The organism is Pseudomonas sp. C8002, assembly GCF_013385765.1.
GTDB lineage: Bacteria > Pseudomonadota > Gammaproteobacteria > Pseudomonadales > Pseudomonadaceae > Aquipseudomonas.
In genome coordinates this window covers 22,642-42,115 of sequence record NZ_JACAPJ010000007.1, presented here as the reverse complement: position 1 = coordinate 42,115, position 19,474 = coordinate 22,642, and the positions used below count along the sequence as shown (strand labels likewise).

At 62.4% G+C, this 19,474-nt stretch carries 20 protein-coding genes; 5 read left to right on the top strand and 15 right to left on the bottom strand.

The features are described 5' to 3' along the window. Window positions 1-83: 83 nt before the first annotated feature. The 3 genes from HX814_RS11485 to HX814_RS11475 form a co-directional block, all read right to left on the bottom strand. A complete protein-coding gene (locus tag HX814_RS11485; protein ID WP_177008512.1) occupies window positions 84-1,004 on the bottom strand; it encodes a pyridoxal-phosphate dependent enzyme in 921 nt (306 codons plus the stop codon). 37 nt (window positions 1,005-1,041) lie between these two features. Next, window positions 1,042-2,445, bottom strand: coding sequence for a sodium:solute symporter family protein (locus HX814_RS11480; RefSeq protein WP_008432557.1), 1,404 nt, complete (start codon window positions 2,443-2,445; stop codon window positions 1,042-1,044). Between the two features lie 480 nt (window positions 2,446-2,925). Further along, window positions 2,926-4,035 carry a DSD1 family PLP-dependent enzyme gene (locus HX814_RS11475; RefSeq protein WP_177008511.1) on the bottom strand — a complete coding sequence of 370 codons (1,110 nt, stop codon included), beginning with the start codon at window positions 4,033-4,035 and terminating at the stop codon, window positions 2,926-2,928. A 57-nt stretch (window positions 4,036-4,092) separates the two neighbouring features. On the opposite strand from HX814_RS11475, the gene HX814_RS11470 reads away from it, so the two are divergent. Beyond that, window positions 4,093-4,719 (top strand): transcriptional regulator, encoded by a 627-nt coding sequence (locus HX814_RS11470; RefSeq protein ID WP_003212543.1) that lies wholly within the window; start codon window positions 4,093-4,095, stop codon window positions 4,717-4,719. 1 nt (window position 4,720) lies between these two features. On the opposite strand, the gene HX814_RS11465 is transcribed toward HX814_RS11470, so the two are convergent. Further along, complete coding sequence (locus HX814_RS11465) at window positions 4,721-5,098, bottom strand: RidA family protein (RefSeq protein WP_177008510.1); 378 nt, start codon at window positions 5,096-5,098, stop codon at window positions 4,721-4,723. Beyond that, window positions 5,095-6,060 carry a threo-3-hydroxy-L-aspartate ammonia-lyase gene (locus HX814_RS11460; protein ID WP_177008509.1) on the bottom strand — a complete coding sequence of 322 codons (966 nt, stop codon included), beginning with the start codon at window positions 6,058-6,060 and terminating at the stop codon, window positions 5,095-5,097. The genes HX814_RS11465 and HX814_RS11460 overlap by 4 nt, the downstream gene beginning before the upstream one ends. Window positions 6,061-6,174: 114 nt before the next feature. On the opposite strand from HX814_RS11460, the gene HX814_RS11455 reads away from it, so the two are divergent. After that, complete coding sequence (locus HX814_RS11455) at window positions 6,175-6,786, top strand: LpxA family transferase (RefSeq protein WP_177008508.1); 612 nt, start codon at window positions 6,175-6,177, stop codon at window positions 6,784-6,786. A gap of 444 nt (window positions 6,787-7,230) precedes the next feature. On the opposite strand, the gene HX814_RS11450 is transcribed toward HX814_RS11455, so the two are convergent. The 8 genes from HX814_RS11450 to HX814_RS11415 form a co-directional block, all read right to left on the bottom strand. Next, window positions 7,231-8,001, bottom strand: a complete 771-nt coding sequence (locus HX814_RS11450) for an SDR family NAD(P)-dependent oxidoreductase (RefSeq protein WP_177008507.1) — start codon at window positions 7,999-8,001, stop codon at window positions 7,231-7,233. 26 nt (window positions 8,002-8,027) lie between these two features. Beyond that, on the bottom strand, window positions 8,028-9,086 hold the full coding sequence (gene rhaT, locus HX814_RS11445; RefSeq protein ID WP_177008506.1) for an L-rhamnose/proton symporter RhaT: 1,059 nt from the start codon (window positions 9,084-9,086) through the stop codon (window positions 8,028-8,030). Window positions 9,087-9,126: 40 nt separating this feature from the next. Further along, entirely contained in the window at window positions 9,127-9,447 is a 321-nt protein-coding gene (rhaM, locus tag HX814_RS11440; RefSeq protein WP_177008505.1) for an L-rhamnose mutarotase, read from the bottom strand. Next, window positions 9,447-10,328 carry an amidohydrolase gene (locus HX814_RS11435; protein ID WP_177008504.1) on the bottom strand — a complete coding sequence of 294 codons (882 nt, stop codon included), beginning with the start codon at window positions 10,326-10,328 and terminating at the stop codon, window positions 9,447-9,449. The genes rhaM and HX814_RS11435 overlap by 1 nt, the downstream gene beginning before the upstream one ends. Before the next feature lie 70 nt (window positions 10,329-10,398). After that, window positions 10,399-11,832, bottom strand: a complete 1,434-nt coding sequence (gene aldA, locus HX814_RS11430) for an aldehyde dehydrogenase (protein ID WP_134326600.1) — start codon at window positions 11,830-11,832, stop codon at window positions 10,399-10,401. A gap of 10 nt (window positions 11,833-11,842) precedes the next feature. Beyond that, window positions 11,843-12,643, bottom strand: a complete 801-nt coding sequence (locus HX814_RS11425) for an aldolase/citrate lyase family protein (RefSeq protein ID WP_134326601.1) — start codon at window positions 12,641-12,643, stop codon at window positions 11,843-11,845. An 11-nt stretch (window positions 12,644-12,654) separates the two neighbouring features. After that, window positions 12,655-13,839: an L-rhamnonate dehydratase gene (gene rhmD / locus HX814_RS11420; RefSeq protein ID WP_087693851.1), complete on the bottom strand. Its 1,185-nt coding sequence runs from the start codon at window positions 13,837-13,839 to the stop codon at window positions 12,655-12,657. Between the two features lie 15 nt (window positions 13,840-13,854). Then, a complete protein-coding gene (locus HX814_RS11415; RefSeq protein WP_087693850.1) occupies window positions 13,855-15,150 on the bottom strand; it encodes an MFS transporter in 1,296 nt (431 codons plus the stop codon). Window positions 15,151-15,267: 117 nt separating this feature from the next. Between HX814_RS11415 and HX814_RS11410 the strand changes: the two genes are divergently transcribed. The 3 genes from HX814_RS11410 to HX814_RS11400 all read left to right on the top strand — a co-directional run bounded on the left by HX814_RS11410 (window position 15,268) and on the right by HX814_RS11400 (window position 17,752). Next, complete coding sequence (locus HX814_RS11410; protein WP_087693849.1) at window positions 15,268-16,209, top strand: LysR family transcriptional regulator; 942 nt, start codon at window positions 15,268-15,270, stop codon at window positions 16,207-16,209. Window positions 16,210-16,301: 92 nt separating this feature from the next. Then, window positions 16,302-16,820, top strand: a complete 519-nt coding sequence (locus HX814_RS11405; RefSeq protein WP_177008503.1) for a sigma-70 family RNA polymerase sigma factor — start codon at window positions 16,302-16,304, stop codon at window positions 16,818-16,820. Continuing rightward, window positions 16,817-17,752, top strand: a complete 936-nt coding sequence (locus HX814_RS11400) for a FecR domain-containing protein (protein ID WP_177008502.1) — start codon at window positions 16,817-16,819, stop codon at window positions 17,750-17,752. Before HX814_RS11405 ends, HX814_RS11400 begins: the two co-directional genes overlap by 4 nt. Window positions 17,753-17,915: 163 nt before the next feature. Here HX814_RS11400 and HX814_RS11395 read toward each other — a convergent pair whose 3' ends face one another. Next, window positions 17,916-18,629 carry an ABC transporter ATP-binding protein gene (locus HX814_RS11395; RefSeq protein ID WP_134326603.1) on the bottom strand — a complete coding sequence of 238 codons (714 nt, stop codon included), beginning with the start codon at window positions 18,627-18,629 and terminating at the stop codon, window positions 17,916-17,918. Between the two features lie 2 nt (window positions 18,630-18,631). Next, entirely contained in the window at window positions 18,632-19,465 is an 834-nt protein-coding gene (locus tag HX814_RS11390; RefSeq protein WP_134326604.1) for an ABC transporter permease, read from the bottom strand. Between the last annotated feature and the right edge of the window lie 9 nt (window positions 19,466-19,474).

The window sequence follows — 19,474 nt, the reverse complement described above, 5'->3', positions numbered from 1 at the left end:
CATCCTGTGACGCTCCGCGTCACGACTTCAAGAGCAGACGCGGAGCGTCCAGGGCGGCGTTCCCACGCGGAGCGTGGGAACGATCATAGAGAGACCGTGTTCTGCCACTGGGCAACCGTTTCCGCACTGATGCTTACCCCACCACACACAATCACCACCACATCCTCAATCCCGGCAATCGCCCCATGCTTCAGATACGCCACGGCCAACGAAACCCCACATGCGGGTTCCACCAACTGGCGTAAATCATCGGCGTACCGCGCCACGCCCATCATCGCGTCGGCATCACTCAACACCACGCATTGATGGGCAAACCTGCCGATATGCTGCACCGGCCACGCCGCCACCTGGGTCGCGGCCAACGACTTGGCCACGGTATCGATCTTCGCCAGCCGCACGGGCTTTCCAGCCTCTACGGCAGCAGCAAACGAAGCCGCGCCCGCCGTTTCACACGCAATCACCTTGCAGCCGAACCGCCCATGACGCTCCAGGCCCGTCAGAACGCCCGCGAGCAGTCCACCGCCGCCCACCGAGGTCACGATGGCGCCCACCTGAGGGCAGTCCTCAAGAATCTCATCGATCATGCTGCTGTGGCCTTCCCACAACAGCGGGTGATCAAAGGCCGGCACATACAGTGCCTCAGGTGATTCGGAGAGTTGCAGCGCCAGCTCATTGGATTGATCCCACAGATCACCGTGCACCACCACCTCGGCCCCGGCCTGGCGGATGCGTGCGCAGGTGGCTTCGGGGGTGGTGGTCGGCACCACGATCCGCGCCTGTATCCCCAGGCCGCGCGCCGCGAAGGCCGTGGCCAGCCCGGCATTGCCGCCGGAGGGGCATACCACCGTGGTCTTGCCCTGGCTCGCCGCGTAGGCGCACAGCGTGGTCATGCCGCGCAACTTGAACGAGCCACAGGGTTGCAGGTTCTCGAGCTTCAGCCAGACCCGCCGGGTAGCGGTAGACAAGCCGGGGTGCAGGATCAACGGGGTGCGAATCGGCAGCATTTCACAAGTTCCTTTTGGGTGAGGCTGCCATCCTACCTCAGCTCGTGGCTGCCACCAGGGGTTCGGCCGGTGTCCTGCGGCGCGTCACATGGCTGATGCCCATGATGATCAACGGCGTGAACAGGGCGATGTAGGCGTTGTCGATGCCCCACGGATTACCGGCGAGGAACCAGCCCACGGTCGCGAGCAACGAGGCAATGATGCTCAGGAATGCCCCGGCCGCCGTGCCGAATTTCGGCGCGTAGAACACCATCAACACCAGCACGGCCAGGGAGGCGCGCAACGCCTTGCCGAGGAAGGCGATCATCAGCACCTTGTCCGAGGTCAGTGCCAGGGCAATCGGCAACAGGCCGACAGCGATGGTCGCCAGGCGCACGAAGCGCAGGGACTTGGCGTCGCTTTTTTCCGGGTTGAACCATGGCTCGTAGAAGTCCCGCAGCAACAACGTCGCCGAGCCCATGCTCACCGCCGAAATGGTGCCGAACAGCGAGCCGGCAAGGCCTGCCACCACCAGCCCGGCCGTCAGTTGGTCCATGCTGGCGATCAGGGTGGGGAAGGCTTGCAGGGAGTCGACATGGGGGAACAGCACCGCGCTGCACATACCGATCAGTGCTGCGCCGATGCCGAACGGCACCATCAGCACCGCCACGTAGAAGCAGGCGCGCTGGGCCTTGCCTGCGTGGCTGACGGTGTTCACCGCCTGGATTACGTATTGGGTGGAGAAGATCGAACCGATCCCGGCGATCATCCAGGCGATGATCTGGCCCCAACCCACGGCGGTCCAGTCAAACATGCTGGCGGGCAATTGCGCTTGCAGCTGGCCGATGCCGCCCACCTGCTTCAAGCCGAACCACAAGGCCAGGCCGACGCCCAGGTATTTCAGGGCGGCGTGGACGAAGTTGGTGTAGATCACTGAGCGCATGCCGCCGATGCTGACGTATGCCACCGAGACTACGCCGACGATCACGATCGCCAGGGTTCGGTCTACTTGCATCACGCTGGCCAATACGGCGCCGCCGCTGGCGTAGATCGAGACGGCGACGATCTCCAGGGCAAAGATGGTGATGATCGACGTGGCGAAGCGGGTGCGTTGGCCGTAGTTGCGCGCGAGTACGCCGGAGATGGTGTTGTCGCCCAGGTCCTTGTATTTGCGCGCCAGTAGCCAGGCGAAGAGTACGAAGCCCAGGGCCAGGGCGAACAGGTTCCATGCGGCGGAGATGCCGACCTTGAAGCCGGTTTGGGCGGTGCCGATGCTGACTGCGGTGCCGATAAATTCCGAGAGCATCAGGAAGCCGATCAGGAACGCCGGGAAGTGGCCGCCGCCGGTGGTGTAGTTGTTGGCGCTGCGGGAGTGGCGGCGGACGCCGTAGCTGATCAGTGCCAGGCTGAGCATGTACAGGCCGGTGATGGACAGTACGATCCATGAGGAGTGGGTGGGCATTTTTTATACTCTTTAGGTATTTTTGTAATTGTGGGTAGTTTCCTCTGCTGGTTTTGCTTTCGTCTAATATCGGGTTGGTATGGTTTGATACTCTTTTGGTATGGGTGTATATCCGTTATCTGGGTAACGGCTACCTATGGTTTCGCTCTTACAGCGAGGGCCGCTGCGCAATACCTGCGTTCGGCCTCGAGCTTATTGGGGCAGTCAGATCAAGATCAAAAGCAAGAGCACGGCGGCCTGAAAGCCGACCTGAGTGTTAAAAACCAAGCGCTTTTCTGTAGGAGCCGGCTTGCCGGCGATGCAGACACCTCGGTGCATCAGGTACACCCAGTTGATGCCATCGCCGGCAAGCCAGCTCCTACAGTGGACCGTGCCCGCTTTAGCTTTTGATTTTGCTTTTAACACTCAAGCCGGCTTTCAGGCCGCTGTAAGAGCGGAACCAATATCGGCCATCACCCAAATAACGGATATGCCCCCGATCTACCACCCCCGCAACCGCTCCCAAACCTGCACCTCACCATTCTCCAGCAGCGCGCCATAGCTGCCGAACTGCGTCCCCGTAGCACACGCATGGTTAGGCAAAACCCTCAGCCGCGTCCCCAGCGGAAACCGCTCAACCACATCCACCGCCACCCCGTCGAACCAAGCCACCCCATGCTCCTGATTCGCGCTGCCCACCAGCAACCCCTCAATCACCTCGCCACCCTCGGTACACACCTGCCCATAACCAAAATCCCGCTTCTGCGACTGCGTCCCACGATCCCGACTCATCGCCATCCACCCCGCGTCGGTAATGATCCAGCCCTTTTCCACCTGATGCCCGATCACCGTAGTCAGCACACTCAACGCCAGCTCATCAATGCGGCACACCCCAACGTTATGCATCACCAAATCAAAAAACGCATAAACCCCAGCCCGCAGCTCAGTCACACCCTCCAGGCTCACCGCCGACAGCGCCGTGGGCGTCGAACCCACACTCACCTGCAAGCAAGGCAACCCCGCCCCCCGAATCACCTCGGCCGCTGCAACACAGCGCGCCCGTTCCTGCTCGGCAATCGCCCGCAACGCCTCAGGCGTATCCAGCCCGTAACTTTCCCCGGCATGAGTCAACACCCCGGCAAGCATCCCGCCGCCATACAGCAGCCTGGCGATCTCCAGCAACAGCGGATCCTGAGGCTTCACCCCGGACCGGTGCCCATCACAGTCAATCTCAATCAGCACCGCAAAAACCTCACCCTGCAGCGCACCAAACTCGACAATCGCCCGGGCCCCGGCAAGGCTGTCGGTGATCAGCGTCAGCGCACACCCCTGACGACGCAACGCCAACGCCTGAGGCAATTTATGCGGCGCCATCGCCACCGCATACAGAACGTCCCGAATGCCGAGGTCGAAAAAATACTCGGCCTCCTTCAACGTCGAAACCGTAATCCCCGTGGCCCCGGCGGCGATTTGCGCCGCCACCACCTCGGCACATTTATGGGTCTTCACATGGGGCCGCAAGCTCACACCCAAGTCATCGGCACGCTGCTGCATACGCAGGATATTGCGCTGCATCCGGGTCACATCCAGCAAAGCTGTCGGGGTTTCCATCGCGCACACTCCAAAAGGTAAATTGACGGTCTATCCAGTACTGGATATGTTGTCTGAATGAAAAAACACACTCCCGAACAAGCGGCCTTGATCAGCCAACTCGAACAGATTGCCGAAGGCCTGAGCAAGACCTTCAGCCCGTTTTGCGAGGTCGTGCTGCACGACCTGCGCGACCCGCAGCACGCAATCATGGCCATCCACAACAACCTCTCCGGGCGCCAGCCGGGTGACCCGGCCACCGAGCTGGGCCTGGCACGGATTGCCGATCCCGAGTACCCGCAGGTGATCGCCAACTACCAGAACCAGTTCGCCGACGGGCGTCAGGTCAAGAGCACTTCCATCGGCATCAAGGACTCCACCGGCAAGTACGTGGCGGCCTTGTGCATGAACGTCGACCTCTCGTTGTTCCGTGGCTTGCAGGGCATGCTGGAACAGTTCGGCTCGGTCAGCGGCGACCGGCCCGCCGAGTCTCTCGACCCGTCCGGTGCCGACGCCATTCGTGCGCGCATCGACCAGTTCGCTGCACGCCTGGCGACCACCCCACGTGCCCTCAAGGCCGCCGACCGGCGCCTGCTGATGCAAGAGCTGAAAGAAGCCGGCGTGATGGACATCCGGCGTGCCATGGAAACGGTTGCCTCACACCTTGGGGTCTCGCGGGCGGCGGTCTACACCTACGCCAAATGACCTATGCCGAGCGCGCCACGGCTTCGATTTCAATCAGATAGCCGTGGTGCAGTTCCGGCACCGGCACCACCGCGCGGGCGGGGCGGTGATCCCCCAGCGCAGCGGCGTACAAGCCATCAAATTCAGGCCAGTGTTTTACCCCCACCACGTACACCGTGACTTTCACCAGGTCTGCGGGTGAGCCGCCTGCGGCCTTCAAAATCGCCAACAGATTGTCCAGGGCCACTTGAGCCTGTTCGGCAAACGAAGCCTCGAGGTTATGACGCCCGTCAGGGCTCACCGGCAATTGACCGGAGATGTACAGCGTGCGCTGATGGCTTACGGCCTGGGAGTAGTGCCCGGCAGGCGCCGAGGCCGCGGGGGTGTGGATGAAGTTCATTTTGGAGCGCTCAGCAACTGCGCATACGTTTGGAGGTCGACGTTGCCGCCGGTCACGATGACGCCCACGCGCTGGCCCCGGAACTGATGCTTGAGGTTTCGCAGGGCCGCGAGGCCAAGGCAGCCGGTGGGCTCCACGACCATCTTCATGCGCTGCATGAAGAACTTCATCGAGGCCACCAATTCGGCGTCCGAGACAGTGAAAATGTCAGTGACCTGCTCGCGAATGATCGGGAAGGTGTGCTGACCCAAATGCTGGGTCTGGGCGCCGTCGGCGATGGTGACGGGCGTGTCGATGTGCACGATGCTGCCGCTCTGGAAGGAGCGCTGGCCGTCGTTCCCGGCTTCGGGCTCGACCCCGTATACGAGGCAATCGGGCGCCAGCGCACGGGTGGCCAGCGCGGTGCCGGAGAGCATGCCGCCACCACCCAGGCCGACAAACAGCGCGTCCAGCGGGCCGGTTAACTCCAGCAGCTCCTTCGCGGCAGTGCCTTGGCCGGCCAGCACGTCCGGGTGGTCGAAGGAGGGGATCAGGGTCATGCCGTGTTGCTCGGCGAGTGTGCGACCGATCTGCTCGCGGTCTTCGGTGATGCGGTCATAGAACACCACGCTTGCACCGTATTCCCGGGTAGCGGCGACCTTCGCGGCGGGGGCGTCGGTGGGCATCACGATGGTTGCCGGCATCTGCAACAACCGCGCGGCCAGCGCGATGCCTTGCGCATGATTACCCGAGGAAAACGCCACGACGCCAGCCTTGCGCTGCTGCTCATCAAAACGCGACAGCGCATTGAAGGCGCCGCGAAACTTGAACGAGCCGGTGCGTTGCAGGTTTTCGCACTTGATAAACACCTGGGCGCCGGTCTCGGCATCGAGGGTACGCGAGGTGAACACCGGCGTGCGGTGGGCGAAGCCTTCCAGGCGCTCGGCGGCTTTGATTACGTCATGGTAGGAAGACGGTGGCATGGGAGGGACCTCTCGAATGTCGTTAGATGGATAAAATATCCATATCTATACAAACTGTAAAGTTGCATTTCATGCTAGCGTTTCGGGCTTCTCTGATCTGTAGAGGGCTCGACGTTGATTCGACTGACCGATTACATCGCTGATTTTTCCCGTTCGCCGCTGGCACCCTGGGTGGATCTTGCGCCGTGGGAGTTGGTGACCCAGGCGCCGGAAATCGTTCGCAAATTGCTGGCGGGGCTTTCTGATGATGACTATGAGATTCATGACGAGATTGCCGTGCACCGTACTGCGGTCGTGGAGGCGGGCGCTGTTTTGAAATCGCCGCTGATCATCGGCGCCCACTGTTTTATCGCTGCCGGTGCCTACCTTCGCGGCGGTTGCTGGGTGGATGAATATTGCATCTTCGGACCGGGTGCAGAGCTCAAGACATCCTTTGTCTTCAGCGGCAGCAAGTTGGCGCATTTCAACTTTGTCGGTGATTCGGTATTGGGCCGCGGGGTTAACCTGGAAGCCGGCAGTATCGTGGCCAACTACCGGAACGAGCGTGACGACAAGGAAGTGCAGGTGCGCATTGACGGGCAGTTGCAGCGCACCGGCTGTGACAAGTTTGGCGCGCTGCTTGGGGATCAGTCGCGGGTTGGAGCCAATGGTGTGTTGGCACCGGGAGCGGTGCTTGCGGCGGGTAGTGTGGTTAGGCGTGGGGAGGTTTTCGATTGTGAGGGGTAGGGGGGGTTTGGTGTACATATCCGTTAGTTGAGTAACGGCTGCTTATGGTTTCGCTCTTACAGCGACTCGCTTTGGAAAAGCCGGAATGCCGGCCCAGCCCAAAGTAAGCACAGGGCTCTGCCCCGCCTGTCGGCACCTCGCTGTGGCTCGGGCTTATTGGGGCAGTCAGAGCCAGATCAAAATCAAAAGCAAGAGCACAGCGGCCTACAGGCCGGCTTGAGTGGTAGAAGCCAGAGCAAGATCAAGGGCGCACCCGCTCCCACATTTTTTGACCGTGCTCGCTTTAGATTTTGATTTTGCTCTTCAACACTCAAGTCGGCTTTCAGGCCGCTGTGCTCTTGATCTGTTTTTGATCTTGATCTTAGGCACCCCGTTAAACCACGCTGGCCGAACGCAGGTAGCACGGGGCAGGGACGCCCCGTCGCGGCGGCCCGCTTCCCAACGCTACTGCAAGTTGACAAACAATCCCCCGTCTACCAACAGCGAAGCTCCGGTCACATACCGCGCCATGTCCGAGGCGAGGAACACGATCGGCCCCGCGACGTCGTCGGGTTCACCCAGGCGCCCCAACGGCGTGCGCGAAGTCATGTACGCCAGCTTCTCCTCATCGGCCAAGTCTTCCTTGTTGATATCGGTGGCAATCGTTCCCGGCAGCACCGAGTTGCAGCGAATACCATACGGCCCCAACGCAATCGCACAGGACTGCATCAACGAGTGCAGCCCGGCCTTGGTCGGCGTGTAGTGCGTCTGCATCCCGCCACCCACCAGCGCACTGATGGAACTGACGGCGATGATCGCGCCGCCCTTGCCCTGGTTTTTCATCTGGTTTGCCGCCGCTTGCACGGCGAAGTAGGCGCCGTTGAGGTTGGTGTTGACCGTCTTCAGGTACACCTCACGCGGCATGTCGAGGAACGAGTGGAACGGACAGATCCCGGCGTTGTTGACGAACACATCCACACCGCCAAATGCCTTGAGCGCGCCGGCCACCAGTTTGTCGCCGGTGTCCGGATCAGCCGCATCGCCGCCCACCTCCACCGCTTGGCCGCCGAACGCCTTGATTTCCTCGATCAACGAAAACGCCGCTTCAGTGCCTTGGCCGCTACCACTGTGGCCGATGACCACACGGGCACCCTGGCGTGCACATTCCCTGGCGGCGGCGCGGCCGATTCCACGGGAGGCGCCAGTAATAATCACGGTTTTGTCTGCAAGTAACATAAGTGAACTCCTGAAAAAAAGCGGCCTCAGCCGAGATAGTTGCCGTAACCGACCATGGCAATGGCACCGAGAATCACCGCGATACCCGCGGCCAATACGCCTTTGTTGGTGGCGCTGGTGCCCTGCCATTCGCGGAAATACAGGCCCCAGCAGTTGGATACGATGATGATAAAAGACATGTGCAACACCCACGAACTGGCGTCGTTCTGCAGGCGGCTTTCGCCCATGCCGTAGAAGAAAAACTGCAGGAACCACAGGGTGCCGGCACACGCCACCAACAGGTAGTTGCCAAGCAGCGGAGTGCTGCGGTCGGTGTAGTTGTGGAACGTGCGGTTGCGCCAGTTCAGCCACAGGCACCAGAGGCCGTTGGTGGTCAGGCCACCCCACATGATCACCATGAAGGTCACGTTGTTCTGGAACAGGCTGTTGGCGCCATGCTCGACAGCCGCGGCAGCCAGTGGGCGCCCGGCTGAAATACCGTAGCTGAAGCACGCGCTCAGCACCCCGGAGATCACCGCCACCAGCATGCCCTTGGCCACCGAGAACTCGCTGATGCTGGCGAATTTCACCGCTTCCGGCACCTCTCGTTCCTTGATCAGCCCGGCCTTGCCGCACACGGCGATGCCCACCAGTGAAACCGCTACACCCCACAGCACCCAATGCCCGCCTTGAGACGCGAGCATCGAGGTCAAGGTGCCTTCGGTGGCGTCGGTGAACAGGTCGCGGTACAGCGCCGGCATCAACGCGCCGAGGGCCGACGTCAGGCCCAGTACCAGTGACATGCCCAGGGACAGCCCGAGGTAGCGCATGGTCAGGCCGAAGGTCAGCCCGCCGATGCCCCAGAGTACGCCGAACAGGTAGGTCCAGAGCAGGGTGCTGCTCTCGGCCTGGCGCAGGATGTCGACCCAACCGGGCACGGTCAGCTGCGCGGCAATCAGCGGCACGATCAGCCATGACACCAGGCCACCGGTGATCCAATAGCTTTCCCAGGCCCAGCCACGGACCTTCTTGTAAGGGATGTAGAAACTGCCGGAGGCGAAGCCGCCGATGAAGTGCAGAATCACACCGAAGAGAATGATTTCCACGTAGTCGAATCCTTTTTTATTGTTGTGGTAGCACGCTGTTTCAGCCTGGGGTGAGGCTGAACATCGGGATCAAATCCACGCTGACGGGCGAGGCGTCCGGATGGCTGGGCATGATGTCTTGCATGTACTGCCACCACCGTTGCATCAGCGCGGTGCTCGGCAACGCGTCGAGGCCATGCTGGTCTTCGTGGGTCATCACGGCGAACAAGGCGTTGCTGGCCTCGTCGAGGAAGATCCGGTAGTCCACCACCCCGGCATCGCGCAGGGCCTGGGCCAGTTCGGGCCAGATCCCGTCATGGCGTCGACGGTACTCCGCGTGCTGGCCGGGGTTGAGGTTCATGCGAAAGGCTCGGGTCTGCATCACTGGCCTCCATGCGGTGGCGTGGGGCTGTAGATGCGCACCGCGTTGTGCAGGAAGAACTTGCCCTGTACGTCCTCGGATTTACTCGCCATGCAGGCCTTCACCAGGCCCAGGGTGGTGGCGAAATTGGCCAGGTGATCACTGTTGGGCCAGTCGCTGCCGAAGAAGCAGCGGTCTTCACCAAAGGCTTCCCACAGCACAGCCAAGCGGTCGTTGTAGAACGCCGGGTCGGTGATCAGTCCACGTGGACCGACCTGAGGGATTTCTGCGAGTTTGGCGAACACATTGGGCCGCTCTGCCAGGCGCATCAGGTCAGCGTGATACGCCGATTCTTCACCGGCGGGCACGCTGGCATTGGGCAGGTGATCGACGATAATGCGCAGCTCGGGCAAGGCGTCGCTCAGGTGCAGCAGCCCTTTGATCAGGCGCGGATTGGGGTTGGCGCTGTCGAGGCCACGGCCGCATTCGGCAAGCCGGCGCAGGCCATCAATGAAGCCGGGGCGCGCCTGGTCTTCGAGCAAGTCGCGGTCCCACAGGTTGCCGTAACGCAAGCCGAGGAATAGCGGCTCATCGGCCAAGGCATCCAGATCAGCCGGAAAGTCGCCGTGCAGCGGGTCCAGGTTGCCAACGAAACCGAGCATGCGCGGGTCGCTGCGCAAGGTCTCCAGCAACCAGCGGTTGTCGTCGCGCCATGGGCTGGCTTCAACGGCAATGGCGCCGATCACGTTATGTTCGCCTGCCAGCGCCCAATAGTCCGCCGGCAAATGCGCGGCATACAGCGCGTTGCCGGGCTCGGGCCAGGGAATACCCTGGGGGCGGCGCGGGTCGAACAGGTGCAAATGGCTGTCGATGATCGGCCCGCTGTAAGGGGTAAGGGGCATAGCGCAATCCTTCGGAACAATGGATGGGGAAGGGCCCGCACGCTACCGCGCCAGGGCCCGTTGCACCACTTCAGCTCTGCAAGTACACCGCATGGGTGTGGGTGTACTCGTACAGGCCGTGCTTGCCATCGGCGCCGCCGATCCCGGATTTACGCACGCCGGCATGAAAGCCTTGCATCGCCTCGAAGTTCTCGCGGTTGACGTAGGTTTCGCCGAACGACAATTCGCGCACCGCCTGCATCGCCTTGCCCAGGTCGCGGGTGTAGATCGAGGAGGTCAGGCCGTAGTCGCAGTCGTTGGCCATGGCGATGGCTTCATCCAGGTCGTCGACAATCTGGATCGGCAGCACCGGGCCAAAAATTTCTTCGCGCATGATTTCCATGTCGGCGTGGCAACCGGCCAATACCGTCGGCTGGAAGTGAAAGCCCTGGCCCAGGTCGGCGATCTGTCCACCGGTGACCAGCGATGCACCCTGGCTCAAGGCGGTGCGTACCTTGCGATTGACGCTGTCCAGGCCCTGGCGGTTGATCAGCGGGCCCATCTCCACATCGGCCTGGGCGATGGGGTCGCCGTAGCGGGTGGCGGCCATCGCGGCGCTGATGCGCTCGATAAACTGGTCGGCCACCTTGCGCTCCACGTACACCCGTTCGGCGCAGTTGCACACCTGGCCGCTGTTGATGATCCGCGAGTCGCGAATGGCGTTTACCGCGAGGTCCAGGTCGGCATCGGCGAGGACGATGGCAGGTGCCTTGCCACCCAGCTCGAGGTTGAGCTTGGTGATATGGGGGGCGGCGGCAGCCATGATCCGCGAGCCGGTGGCGACGCTGCCGGTGAAGCTGATCATGTCCACGCCCTTATGGGCGGTGAGGGCGCCACCGACGCGGCCATCGCCGCAGACCACATTGAATACCCCGGCCGGCAGGTCGGTCTCGGCTACCAGCTTGGCGAACTCGAAGCAGTTGTTCGGCGTTTCTTCGCTGGGTTTGATCACGATGGTGTTGCCGGTGAGCAACGCCGGGGCCATCTTGCGGGCGATCAAAAAGAACGGGAAGTTCCACGGCAGGATGCCGGCCACCACACCCAGGGGTTTGCGGAACAGGAAGATATTTTCATTGGGGCGGTCGCTGGTGATGATCTCGCCTTCAATGCGGCGCGCCCACTCGGCCATGTAGTCGAGGTAGTCGGCGGTGAAGTTGACTTCCACTTCCGCCAGGCCGCTGACCTTGCCTTGCTCCAGGGTAATGGTGCGCGCCAGGTGGGCGACGTTTTCCCGCAGCTTGGCGGCGATGCGGCGCAAGTGCCCGGCACGTTCGATCGCCGGTTTGCGCGCCCAGTCTTTTTGCGCATGACGTGCGGCAGCCAAGGCTTGGTCGATGTCTTCGGAGGTGGACGCCGGGACCTTCGACAGCAGGACGCCGGTAGCCGGGTTCAACACATCCAGGTGGGCATCGCTCGGGGTAAAGCGGCCGTTGATGAAGTTCTGGTAGACCGGTACGGATGACATGCTTGGCTCCTCAGTAGGTACGTGACGGCGCCTTGGCGTCGGCGGCTGGGCGATAGCGGGCCAGGGTCGACATGGCACCCTGGCGCAGCAGGCTGATGTCGATGGCCACCGCAATGAACTGGCAGCCCCAGGCTTGATAGCGGCGGGCGTCGTCTTCGTTGGGCGCGAGAATGCCGCAGGCCTTGCCGGCCGCCAGCGTGGCATTGACTGCGTACTGGATGCGCTCCTGTACCTCGGGGTGCCCGGGATTGCCGGCGTGACCGAGGCCGATGGACAGGTCGGCGGGGCCGATAAACACCGCGTCCACGCCTTCCACCGCCGCAATCGCCGCGACGTTTTCAACGCCGAGACGCGACTCCACCTGCACGATCAGGCACAGCTGTTCATGGGCGGTGTTGAGGTAATCCGACACGCCGTCCCAGCGGGTGGCGCGGGTCAAGCCGCCACCAACGCCACGAATACCGTGGGGCGGGTAACGCATCGCACGCACCAGGGCCTTGGCTTGCTCGGCGGTTTCGACCATCGGGATCATCAGCGTCTGGGCGCCGACGTCCAGCAGTTGCTTGATCAGGTTGGCGTCGCTGCTTACCGCGCGTACCACCGGGGCGGTGGTGTAGGGCGCCACGGCCTGGAGCTGGTTGAGCACGCTGGGCACGGTGTTGGGGGCGTGTTCGCCGTCAATCAGCATCCAGTCATAACCGGTGCTGGCGACGATCTCGGCGGCATAGGCGGTGGCGAAGCCGGCCCAGATCCCGTATTGCGCGGCGTCTTTACGCAGCGCGGCCTTGAAAGCGTTGTGGGGCATGTTCATGGCAGGAGTCCTCAGCGGTTGTACGGGCGATGCAATTGGCAATCGGGGTTGAGGTCCACGCCAAACCCGGGTTTGTCGAGCACCGAAAGGCGCATGCGGCCATTCACCGGCACGGGTTCACCGAGCAGTTGCGGGTGGAACATCGGCACCACTTCGTCTGCCTTGGGCGCCATCATCAGGAACTCGGCGAACGGGCTGTTATGGCGGGTCGCAACAAAGTGGTAGCTGTAGACCGACGAGCCGTGGGGCACCACCAACGCATTGTGGGCATCGGCCAAGGCGGAGATTTTCACCAGCTCGGTGAGGCCGCCGCACCAGCCCACATCTGGCTGGATAATGTCGCAGCACCCCATCTCCAACAGCATGCGAAAGCCCCAGCGGGTGGCTTCGTGTTCGCCGGTGGTAACCAACATGCCTTTGGGCACGTTGTTGCGCAGCGCGGCATAGCCCCAGTAGTCGTCGGGCGACAGCGCTTCTTCGATCCATTTCAGGCCGTATTCATGGGCGCCGGTTGCCAGTTTGGTGGCGTAGTTCAGGTCCAGGCTCATCCAGCAGTCGAGCATCAGCCAGAAGTCCGGGCCGACCCGTTCGCGCATGGTTGCCAGTTCCTCGAGGTTTTTGCGCAGGCCTTCTTCGCCTTCCGATGGGCTGTAGTGCAAGGGCATCTTGCCGCCGATAAAGCCCATCTTCTGTGCGAGGTCCGGGCGGGCGCCGGTGGCGTAGAACTGCAATTCGTCACGCACCGCGCCGCCGAGCAACTGGTGCACCGGCTCCTGGCGGATTTTGCCGAGCAGGTCCCACAGCGCCAGGTCGACACCGGAGATCGTGTTGATCACCAGGCCCTTGCGGCCGTAGTACAGGGTGGACTGGTACATCTGGTCCCAGATTTTTTCGATATCGGTGACGCGGGCGCCTTCCAGGAAGCGCGCCAGGTGCTTCTCGACGATATAGGCGGCGGGCTCGCCACCGGTGGTCACGGCGAACCCGACGGTGCCGTTGCTGGCCTCGATTTCGACCACGAGCGTGCCGAGTACGTTGATCCCGAAACTGCGGCGACTCTGGCGGTACTCGGGGTATTTGCTCATGGGGGTGCTGATGTGATCGTCGATCCAGTGGCCGTCTGCCTGGTCGTGGTAGTCCGCGCCGCCGCCGCGCAGCACAAAGGCGCGCACGTGCTTGATTGTGAGATTGCCCATGGTGTGACTCCTTGATTAAACAGTGGCCGGCGTGTTCGTCGCTTTATGGCCTGGGGAATGGATACCGAGTACCAGCAAGGCTGCGACTACAGTGGTGGCGGACAGCAGGTAAAGGCCGGCCGCAGGGGAGTGAAAGGCGGTTTCTGCCCAGTTCTTCAGCACCGGGGCGATAAAACCGCCGAGGGCGCCGAAGGAGTTGATCAGGGCGATGCTGGCGGCCGCTGCGCTGCCGGCCAGGTAGCTGGACGGGAAGGTCCAGAACACCGGTTGCACGGCGATAAAGCCCGAGGCGGCAAAGCACAGGGCGAGCATGCCCAGCAGCGGGTTGGCAAAGGTCACCGAGCAGGCAATCCCGGCGGCGGCCATCAACAGGGTCAGGGACGCGGTTTTGCGGCGCTCGCCGGTGCGGTCGGAATAGCCGGGAATCCACCACGCGGCGAACAGCGCGCAGACCCAGGGAATCGCCGAGACCAGGCCCACCATCAAGCCGACCCTGGTCCCCAGCAGCCCACCGACCTGGGTTGGCAAGTAGAACACCACGCCGTAAACGCTGGCCTGGATCAGCATGTACACCAGGCACAGGTACAGCACGCTGGGCTGGCACAGCACAGTGAGCAGGCTACGGCCGTGAGAGGTTTTGTGCTGGTCTTCGCGGTCGAGCAGGTCCTGGATCTGGCGGCGCTCTGCAACGCTCAGCCATTTGGCATCGGCGGGGCGGTTGTCCAGGTACCAGTAGGCCCAGATGCCAACCGCGGTGGCCATCAGGCCTTCCACCGCGAACAGCCATTGCCAGCCGTGCAGCCCAGAGAACCCGTCCAGCTCCAACAACAGGCCCGAGAGCGGGCTGCCGAAGATGAAGGCCAGGGGCGCGCCAAAGTAAAAGAAACCCATGGCCTTGCCGCGCACGGCAGAGGGGAACCAGTAGGTGAGGTAGAGAATCACCCCGGGGAAAAATCCGGCTTCGGCCACGCCCAGCAGGAAGCGCAACAGGTAGAAGCTGGTTTCGTTATGGGCAAACATCATGGCGGCGGACACCAGGCCCCAACTGACCATGATCCGGCACATCCACAGGCGGGCACCGACGCGATGCATGATCAGGTTGCTCGGCACTTCCAGCAGCGCATAGCCGACAAAAAACACCCCGGCGCCAAAGGCGAAGGCGGCATCACTGAGGCCGGTGTCGGCCTGGAAGGCTTGCTTGGCGAACCCGACGTTGGCGCGGTCGAGGAAGGCCATGATGTACATCAACAGCAGAAAGGGCAGCAGCCGCCAGGAAATCTTGGCGAGCAAGGACGCAGGCAGGGTCTTCATTGTTCAGTCCAGTTGTTTTGTTCTTATGGGAAGGACTGTACGGCGCTCCATCTATACGCTACAAATCGAATCTCGCTTACAACTGATAACCTCAGGGTATCGATAACAAGGAAAAAAATGAGTAGTCCCGCAATCTCCCGCAGCCTGTTCAACCGCCTGCGCTACAAGCATCTGCATATGCTGGTGGCCTTGAGTTCCAGCCAGAACCTGCACCGTGCGTCCCAAAGCCTGAACATGTCGCAGCCGGCGGCGACGCGCATGTTGCGCGAGATCGAGGATATGTTTGCCTGTGACCTGTTCGAGCGCCTGCCCCGGGGCATGCGCCCGACGGCACTGGGCAAGGAATTGATCCGCTTTGCCGAGTCGGCGCTGAGTGGCCTCGACCGCTGCGCCGAGGAACTGATGATGCGCCAGCAGGGCGGCTACGGGTATTTGTCGATCGGCACCATCATGGGCGCGGCGCCGGACCTTGTGATGGACTCCATTGCGCAGATCAAAACCCTCAACCCGCAGATGCGCATTCGCATCATGGGCGATACCAGCGACCAGGTGATCCAGTTGCTGGAGCAAGGCCGCATCGACCTGGCCATCGCCCGGCGCAACGCCGCCACCGACAGTGAGCATTACACCTTTGAGCCCCTGGGCAACGAACGCATGCTGGTGGTGGTGCACGCCGGCCACCCCCTGGCCCAGCGCGAGCATCTGCCGCTGGCGGAACTGGTCAGTGACTGGCCGTGGATCCTGCAACCGCAAACCAGCCCGGCGCGCATTGGTTTTGATGAAGCATTGCAACACCTGGCCTTGCCGCAGCCGGCGGACATTATCGAGTGCAGTTCGGTGTATTCCATGCAGCAACTGATTCAACTCACCGACGCGATCATGGTGCTCTCGGAAAGCGCCCTGCGGGATTACTTGAAAATGGGCCTCGTGGTCGCCTTGCCGGTGGTGCTGGAGGTGCAACTGGCACCGTTCGGGATGCTGCTGCGCAAGGGCGACCCGGTGAGCCGCGAGTTGGGGTTGTTTATCGACATGCTCAGGCAAAAGGCCGCAATGCTTTAAACATCGTGTGCAAAAGAACGTGGTACGCCGGCAGGTTATTAAATAGAATGAATCTCATTTGAGACTGACTCGCGCCGCGCAGGTTACTTGCCATGAATGATGCTGTAGTGCCGACGCACCTCGCTGAACCCAGCCTTCACACGTTCTATCGCGACCACCGCAGTTGGCTCGAAAGCTGGCTGCGGCGCCGCTTGGGCAACGCCTGGGATGCGGCCGACCTGAGTCAGGACACGTTCCTGCGGGTGCTGGCCAGCGCGCAGCCGATTGCGCAATTGCAGGAGCCCCGGGCCTATCTGGTAACGGTGGGCAAGCGCTTGCTGGTGAATTTTCACCAGCGGCGCAGTCTGGAACAGGCGTATCTCAATGCGTTGATGCAGTTGCCGGAGGCTTGCGTGCCGTCGCCGGAGCAACGCTGGTTGCTGCTGGAAACCCTGCAAGCCCTGGATGAATTGCTCGACGGTTTGCCGGCGGTAGTGCGCCGCGCGTTTCTTTGGAGCCAGCTGGAAGGACTCGCCTATCGGGAGATTGCCGAGCGGCTCAAGGTGTCCGAGCGTACGGTCAAGCGCTACATGGCCCAGGCTTACGAGCATTGCCTGCTGGTGGAACTGTGAGCCGTACTGCGCCGGATCTCGCCCGGGCGGCGGCGCAATGGCTGGCGTTGCTGGAGTCCGGCAGCGCCACCGAACGAGATCACGCCCGCCTGCAGCAGTGGCGTGACAGCCATCCCCAGCATGAGCAGATCTGGCAAAAAGCCCAATCGCTGCGCCAACGGTTTACCGACTTGCCGCCAGCGTTGGCCATGGCCAGCCTTGATCGTCCGCAACCGGGACGGCGTGCAGTACTCAAGCGTGCCTTGGGCGTCGCCGCGTTGTTGCCAACCGCGTGGTTGCTCAGCCGGCAATTGCCTATCGACGTGTGGCGCGCCGACCTGCACACCGCTACTGGCGAACGCAAGCGAGTGCCGCTGTTGGATGGCAGCAGCCTGCAACTGAATACCGCGAGCGCGGTGGACGTGGATACGGCCCGGCGCCGTGTGACGCTGGTGGAAGGGGAGATGGCGTTGACGGTGCCGGGGGCTGGTGCGCTGACGGTGCAGACGCGTTATGGCCAGGTGATCGTCAGCCAGGCTGAAGTGTGTGTGCGGCAGTTGTCTTCCGGGTGTTTGGTGTCGGTGTTGAAGGGCGCGGTGCAGGTGCAGGACCTGCGTGGGCAAGTGGCGACATTGCAGGGGGGGCAGCAGGCACGGTTGCAGGCGTCGGGGATGGGCGCTGCGGTGGGGTTTGATGCGTTGCAATTGGGTTGGCGCGACGGTGTGCTGACTGCGCAGAACCAGCTGTTGGGTGATTTTTTGCGGGAGCTGGAGCGGTATCGGCCGGGTGTGCTGCGCTGGGACCCGAGCCTTGAAGCGCTGCGGGTCACTGGGAGTTTTCAGTTGGCTGATACCGATCGAATTCTTGCGTTGCTGGCGTCGACGATGCCGCTGCAAGTGCAGTCCCGTACGCAGTATTGGGTGACGTTGACGCCGCGTAAATCGGCTGCTTGATGCGATCCTTGTGGGAGCGGGCTTGCTCGCGAAGAACCTGAGAGCGCCGCGTTGAATCAGGATGCCCGCGTCATCGTTAACGACCTTCGCGAGCAAGCCTGCTCCCACATTTGAACCGTGCCCGCTTTAGCTTTTGATTTTGGGCGGACTCAACACGTGCCTTTCAGATCACATGCGCCCGCTGCAGCTCAGTCAACGCCAGTGCCTTGAGCCGCGCCAACAGCGGATCCCGCCGATCCCGCGGATGCACCAGCTCCACCGCCAGCTCCTGGCGAATACTGCTCGGCCGGTTATCCATCACCAACACCCGGTCACTCAGGTACAGCGCCTCGTCCACATCGTGAGTCACCAGCAGCAGGGCGATCCCGTGGTGCTCGGCCAATTGCAGCAGCAGGTCCTGCAGCTTCATGCGGGTAAACGCATCCACCGCGCTGAACGGTTCGTCCAGCAACAGCACCTGCGGTCGTGAATACAGCCCGCGAGCAATCGCCACCCGTTGCGCCATCCCGCCAGACAACGCCTTGGGCAGCGCCTGGCCAAAGCCTGTAAGCCCCACTTCATCGATCAACTGCGCAACCCAGGCCCTGTCATAGCCGTCGTCATCGCTGAAGCCGATGTTTTGCTCCACCGTCAGCCAGGGCATCAGGCGCGGCTCCTGAAAGACAAAAGCGACCTCACCACCGCCTTGCAGCAGTTCCCCCTGATAGTCCTTTTCCAGCCCGGCGACGATCCGCAGCAAGGTGCTTTTGCCACAGCCGCTGGGCCCCAGCAAGCTCACCGCTTCCCGGGGTTGCAGGGCCAAGTGGACGTTGGTCAGTACGGTGGTCGCGCCGAAGCTCTTACGCTCGACGCGAATATCCAATAGCGCTTCACTCATGTTCAATGCTCCGGACCTTGGCCGTTGAAGGTATCGCGCCAGGCCAGGCAGCGTTTTTCCAGGGCAGCCAACAGGCCGTCGCTGATCTTGCCCAGCAGCGCCAGCACGATGATCGCCGCCAGCACAATGTCAGGCCGTGAGGTTTCCCGGCCATCGCTGAGCAGGTAACCCAGGCCCTTGGTGGCGGCGATCAACTCGGCCGCCACAAGGAACATCCACGCCAGGCTCAAGCCGCTGCGCAGGCCGGTGAACAAACCGGGCAGGGCGGCGGGCAAGAGGATGCGACGCACCAGGCGCGTACGGCTGAAGCCATACATCTGCCCGACTTCCACCAGCTTGCGGTCGATATCGCGTATCGCCGCAACGCCATTGAGGTACACCGGGAAGAACGCGCCGATGGCAATCAGCACGATCTTCGAGGTCTCATCAATGCCCAGCCACAGCAGCAACAGCGGCACCCAGGCCAGGCTCGGGATCGAGCGCAGGCCGGCGAAGGTCGGCTCCAGATACGCCTCGGCCTCGCGGCTCAAGCCGACCCAGGCGGCAAACACCAACGCCAGGCTGGCACCAATGGCGAACCCCAGCAGCACCCGCAACAGGCTGGCGCTGATGTGTTTCCACAGCGCGCCTTCGGCGAGGTCGGTGAGGGTCACGGCGATCTCGCTGGGGGCTGGCATCTGGTAGGAGGGCAGCCAACCGATGCGCACCACCACTTCAAGGATCACCAGGATCAGTACCGGCAACGCCAGGCCCTTGATTCGCCTTGGCCAGGCGCTGCGCTGCGCGGTGACGGAGGGCGCAAGCGCGACGGGCAGGGTTTCGCTTTTGCTGCTCATGACGCTCCC

Coding starts and splice junctions, on each gene's coding strand:
- HX814_RS11485 (WP_177008512.1), bottom strand. CDS start 1,004: ATGCTGCCGATTCGCACCCCGTTGATCCTGCACCCCGGCTTGTCTACC.
- HX814_RS11480 (WP_008432557.1), bottom strand. CDS start 2,445: ATGCCCACCCACTCCTCATGGATCGTACTGTCCATCACCGGCCTGTAC.
- HX814_RS11475 (WP_177008511.1), bottom strand. CDS start 4,035: ATGGAAACCCCGACAGCTTTGCTGGATGTGACCCGGATGCAGCGCAAT.
- HX814_RS11470 (WP_003212543.1), top strand. CDS start 4,093: ATGAAAAAACACACTCCCGAACAAGCGGCCTTGATCAGCCAACTCGAA.
- HX814_RS11465 (WP_177008510.1), bottom strand. CDS start 5,098: ATGAACTTCATCCACACCCCCGCGGCCTCGGCGCCTGCCGGGCACTAC.
- HX814_RS11460 (WP_177008509.1), bottom strand. CDS start 6,060: ATGCCACCGTCTTCCTACCATGACGTAATCAAAGCCGCCGAGCGCCTG.
- HX814_RS11450 (WP_177008507.1), bottom strand. CDS start 8,001: ATGTTACTTGCAGACAAAACCGTGATTATTACTGGCGCCTCCCGTGGA.
- rhaM (WP_177008505.1), bottom strand. CDS start 9,447: ATGCAGACCCGAGCCTTTCGCATGAACCTCAACCCCGGCCAGCACGCG.
- HX814_RS11435 (WP_177008504.1), bottom strand. CDS start 10,328: ATGCCCCTTACCCCTTACAGCGGGCCGATCATCGACAGCCATTTGCAC.
- aldA (WP_134326600.1), bottom strand. CDS start 11,832: ATGTCATCCGTACCGGTCTACCAGAACTTCATCAACGGCCGCTTTACC.
- HX814_RS11425 (WP_134326601.1), bottom strand. CDS start 12,643: ATGAACATGCCCCACAACGCTTTCAAGGCCGCGCTGCGTAAAGACGCC.
- rhmD (WP_087693851.1), bottom strand. CDS start 13,839: ATGGGCAATCTCACAATCAAGCACGTGCGCGCCTTTGTGCTGCGCGGC.
- HX814_RS11415 (WP_087693850.1), bottom strand. CDS start 15,150: ATGAAGACCCTGCCTGCGTCCTTGCTCGCCAAGATTTCCTGGCGGCTG.
- HX814_RS11410 (WP_087693849.1), top strand. CDS start 15,268: ATGAGTAGTCCCGCAATCTCCCGCAGCCTGTTCAACCGCCTGCGCTAC.
- HX814_RS11405 (WP_177008503.1), top strand. CDS start 16,302: ATGAATGATGCTGTAGTGCCGACGCACCTCGCTGAACCCAGCCTTCAC.
- HX814_RS11395 (WP_134326603.1), bottom strand. CDS start 18,629: ATGAGTGAAGCGCTATTGGATATTCGCGTCGAGCGTAAGAGCTTCGGC.
- HX814_RS11390 (WP_134326604.1), bottom strand. CDS start 19,465: ATGAGCAGCAAAAGCGAAACCCTGCCCGTCGCGCTTGCGCCCTCCGTC.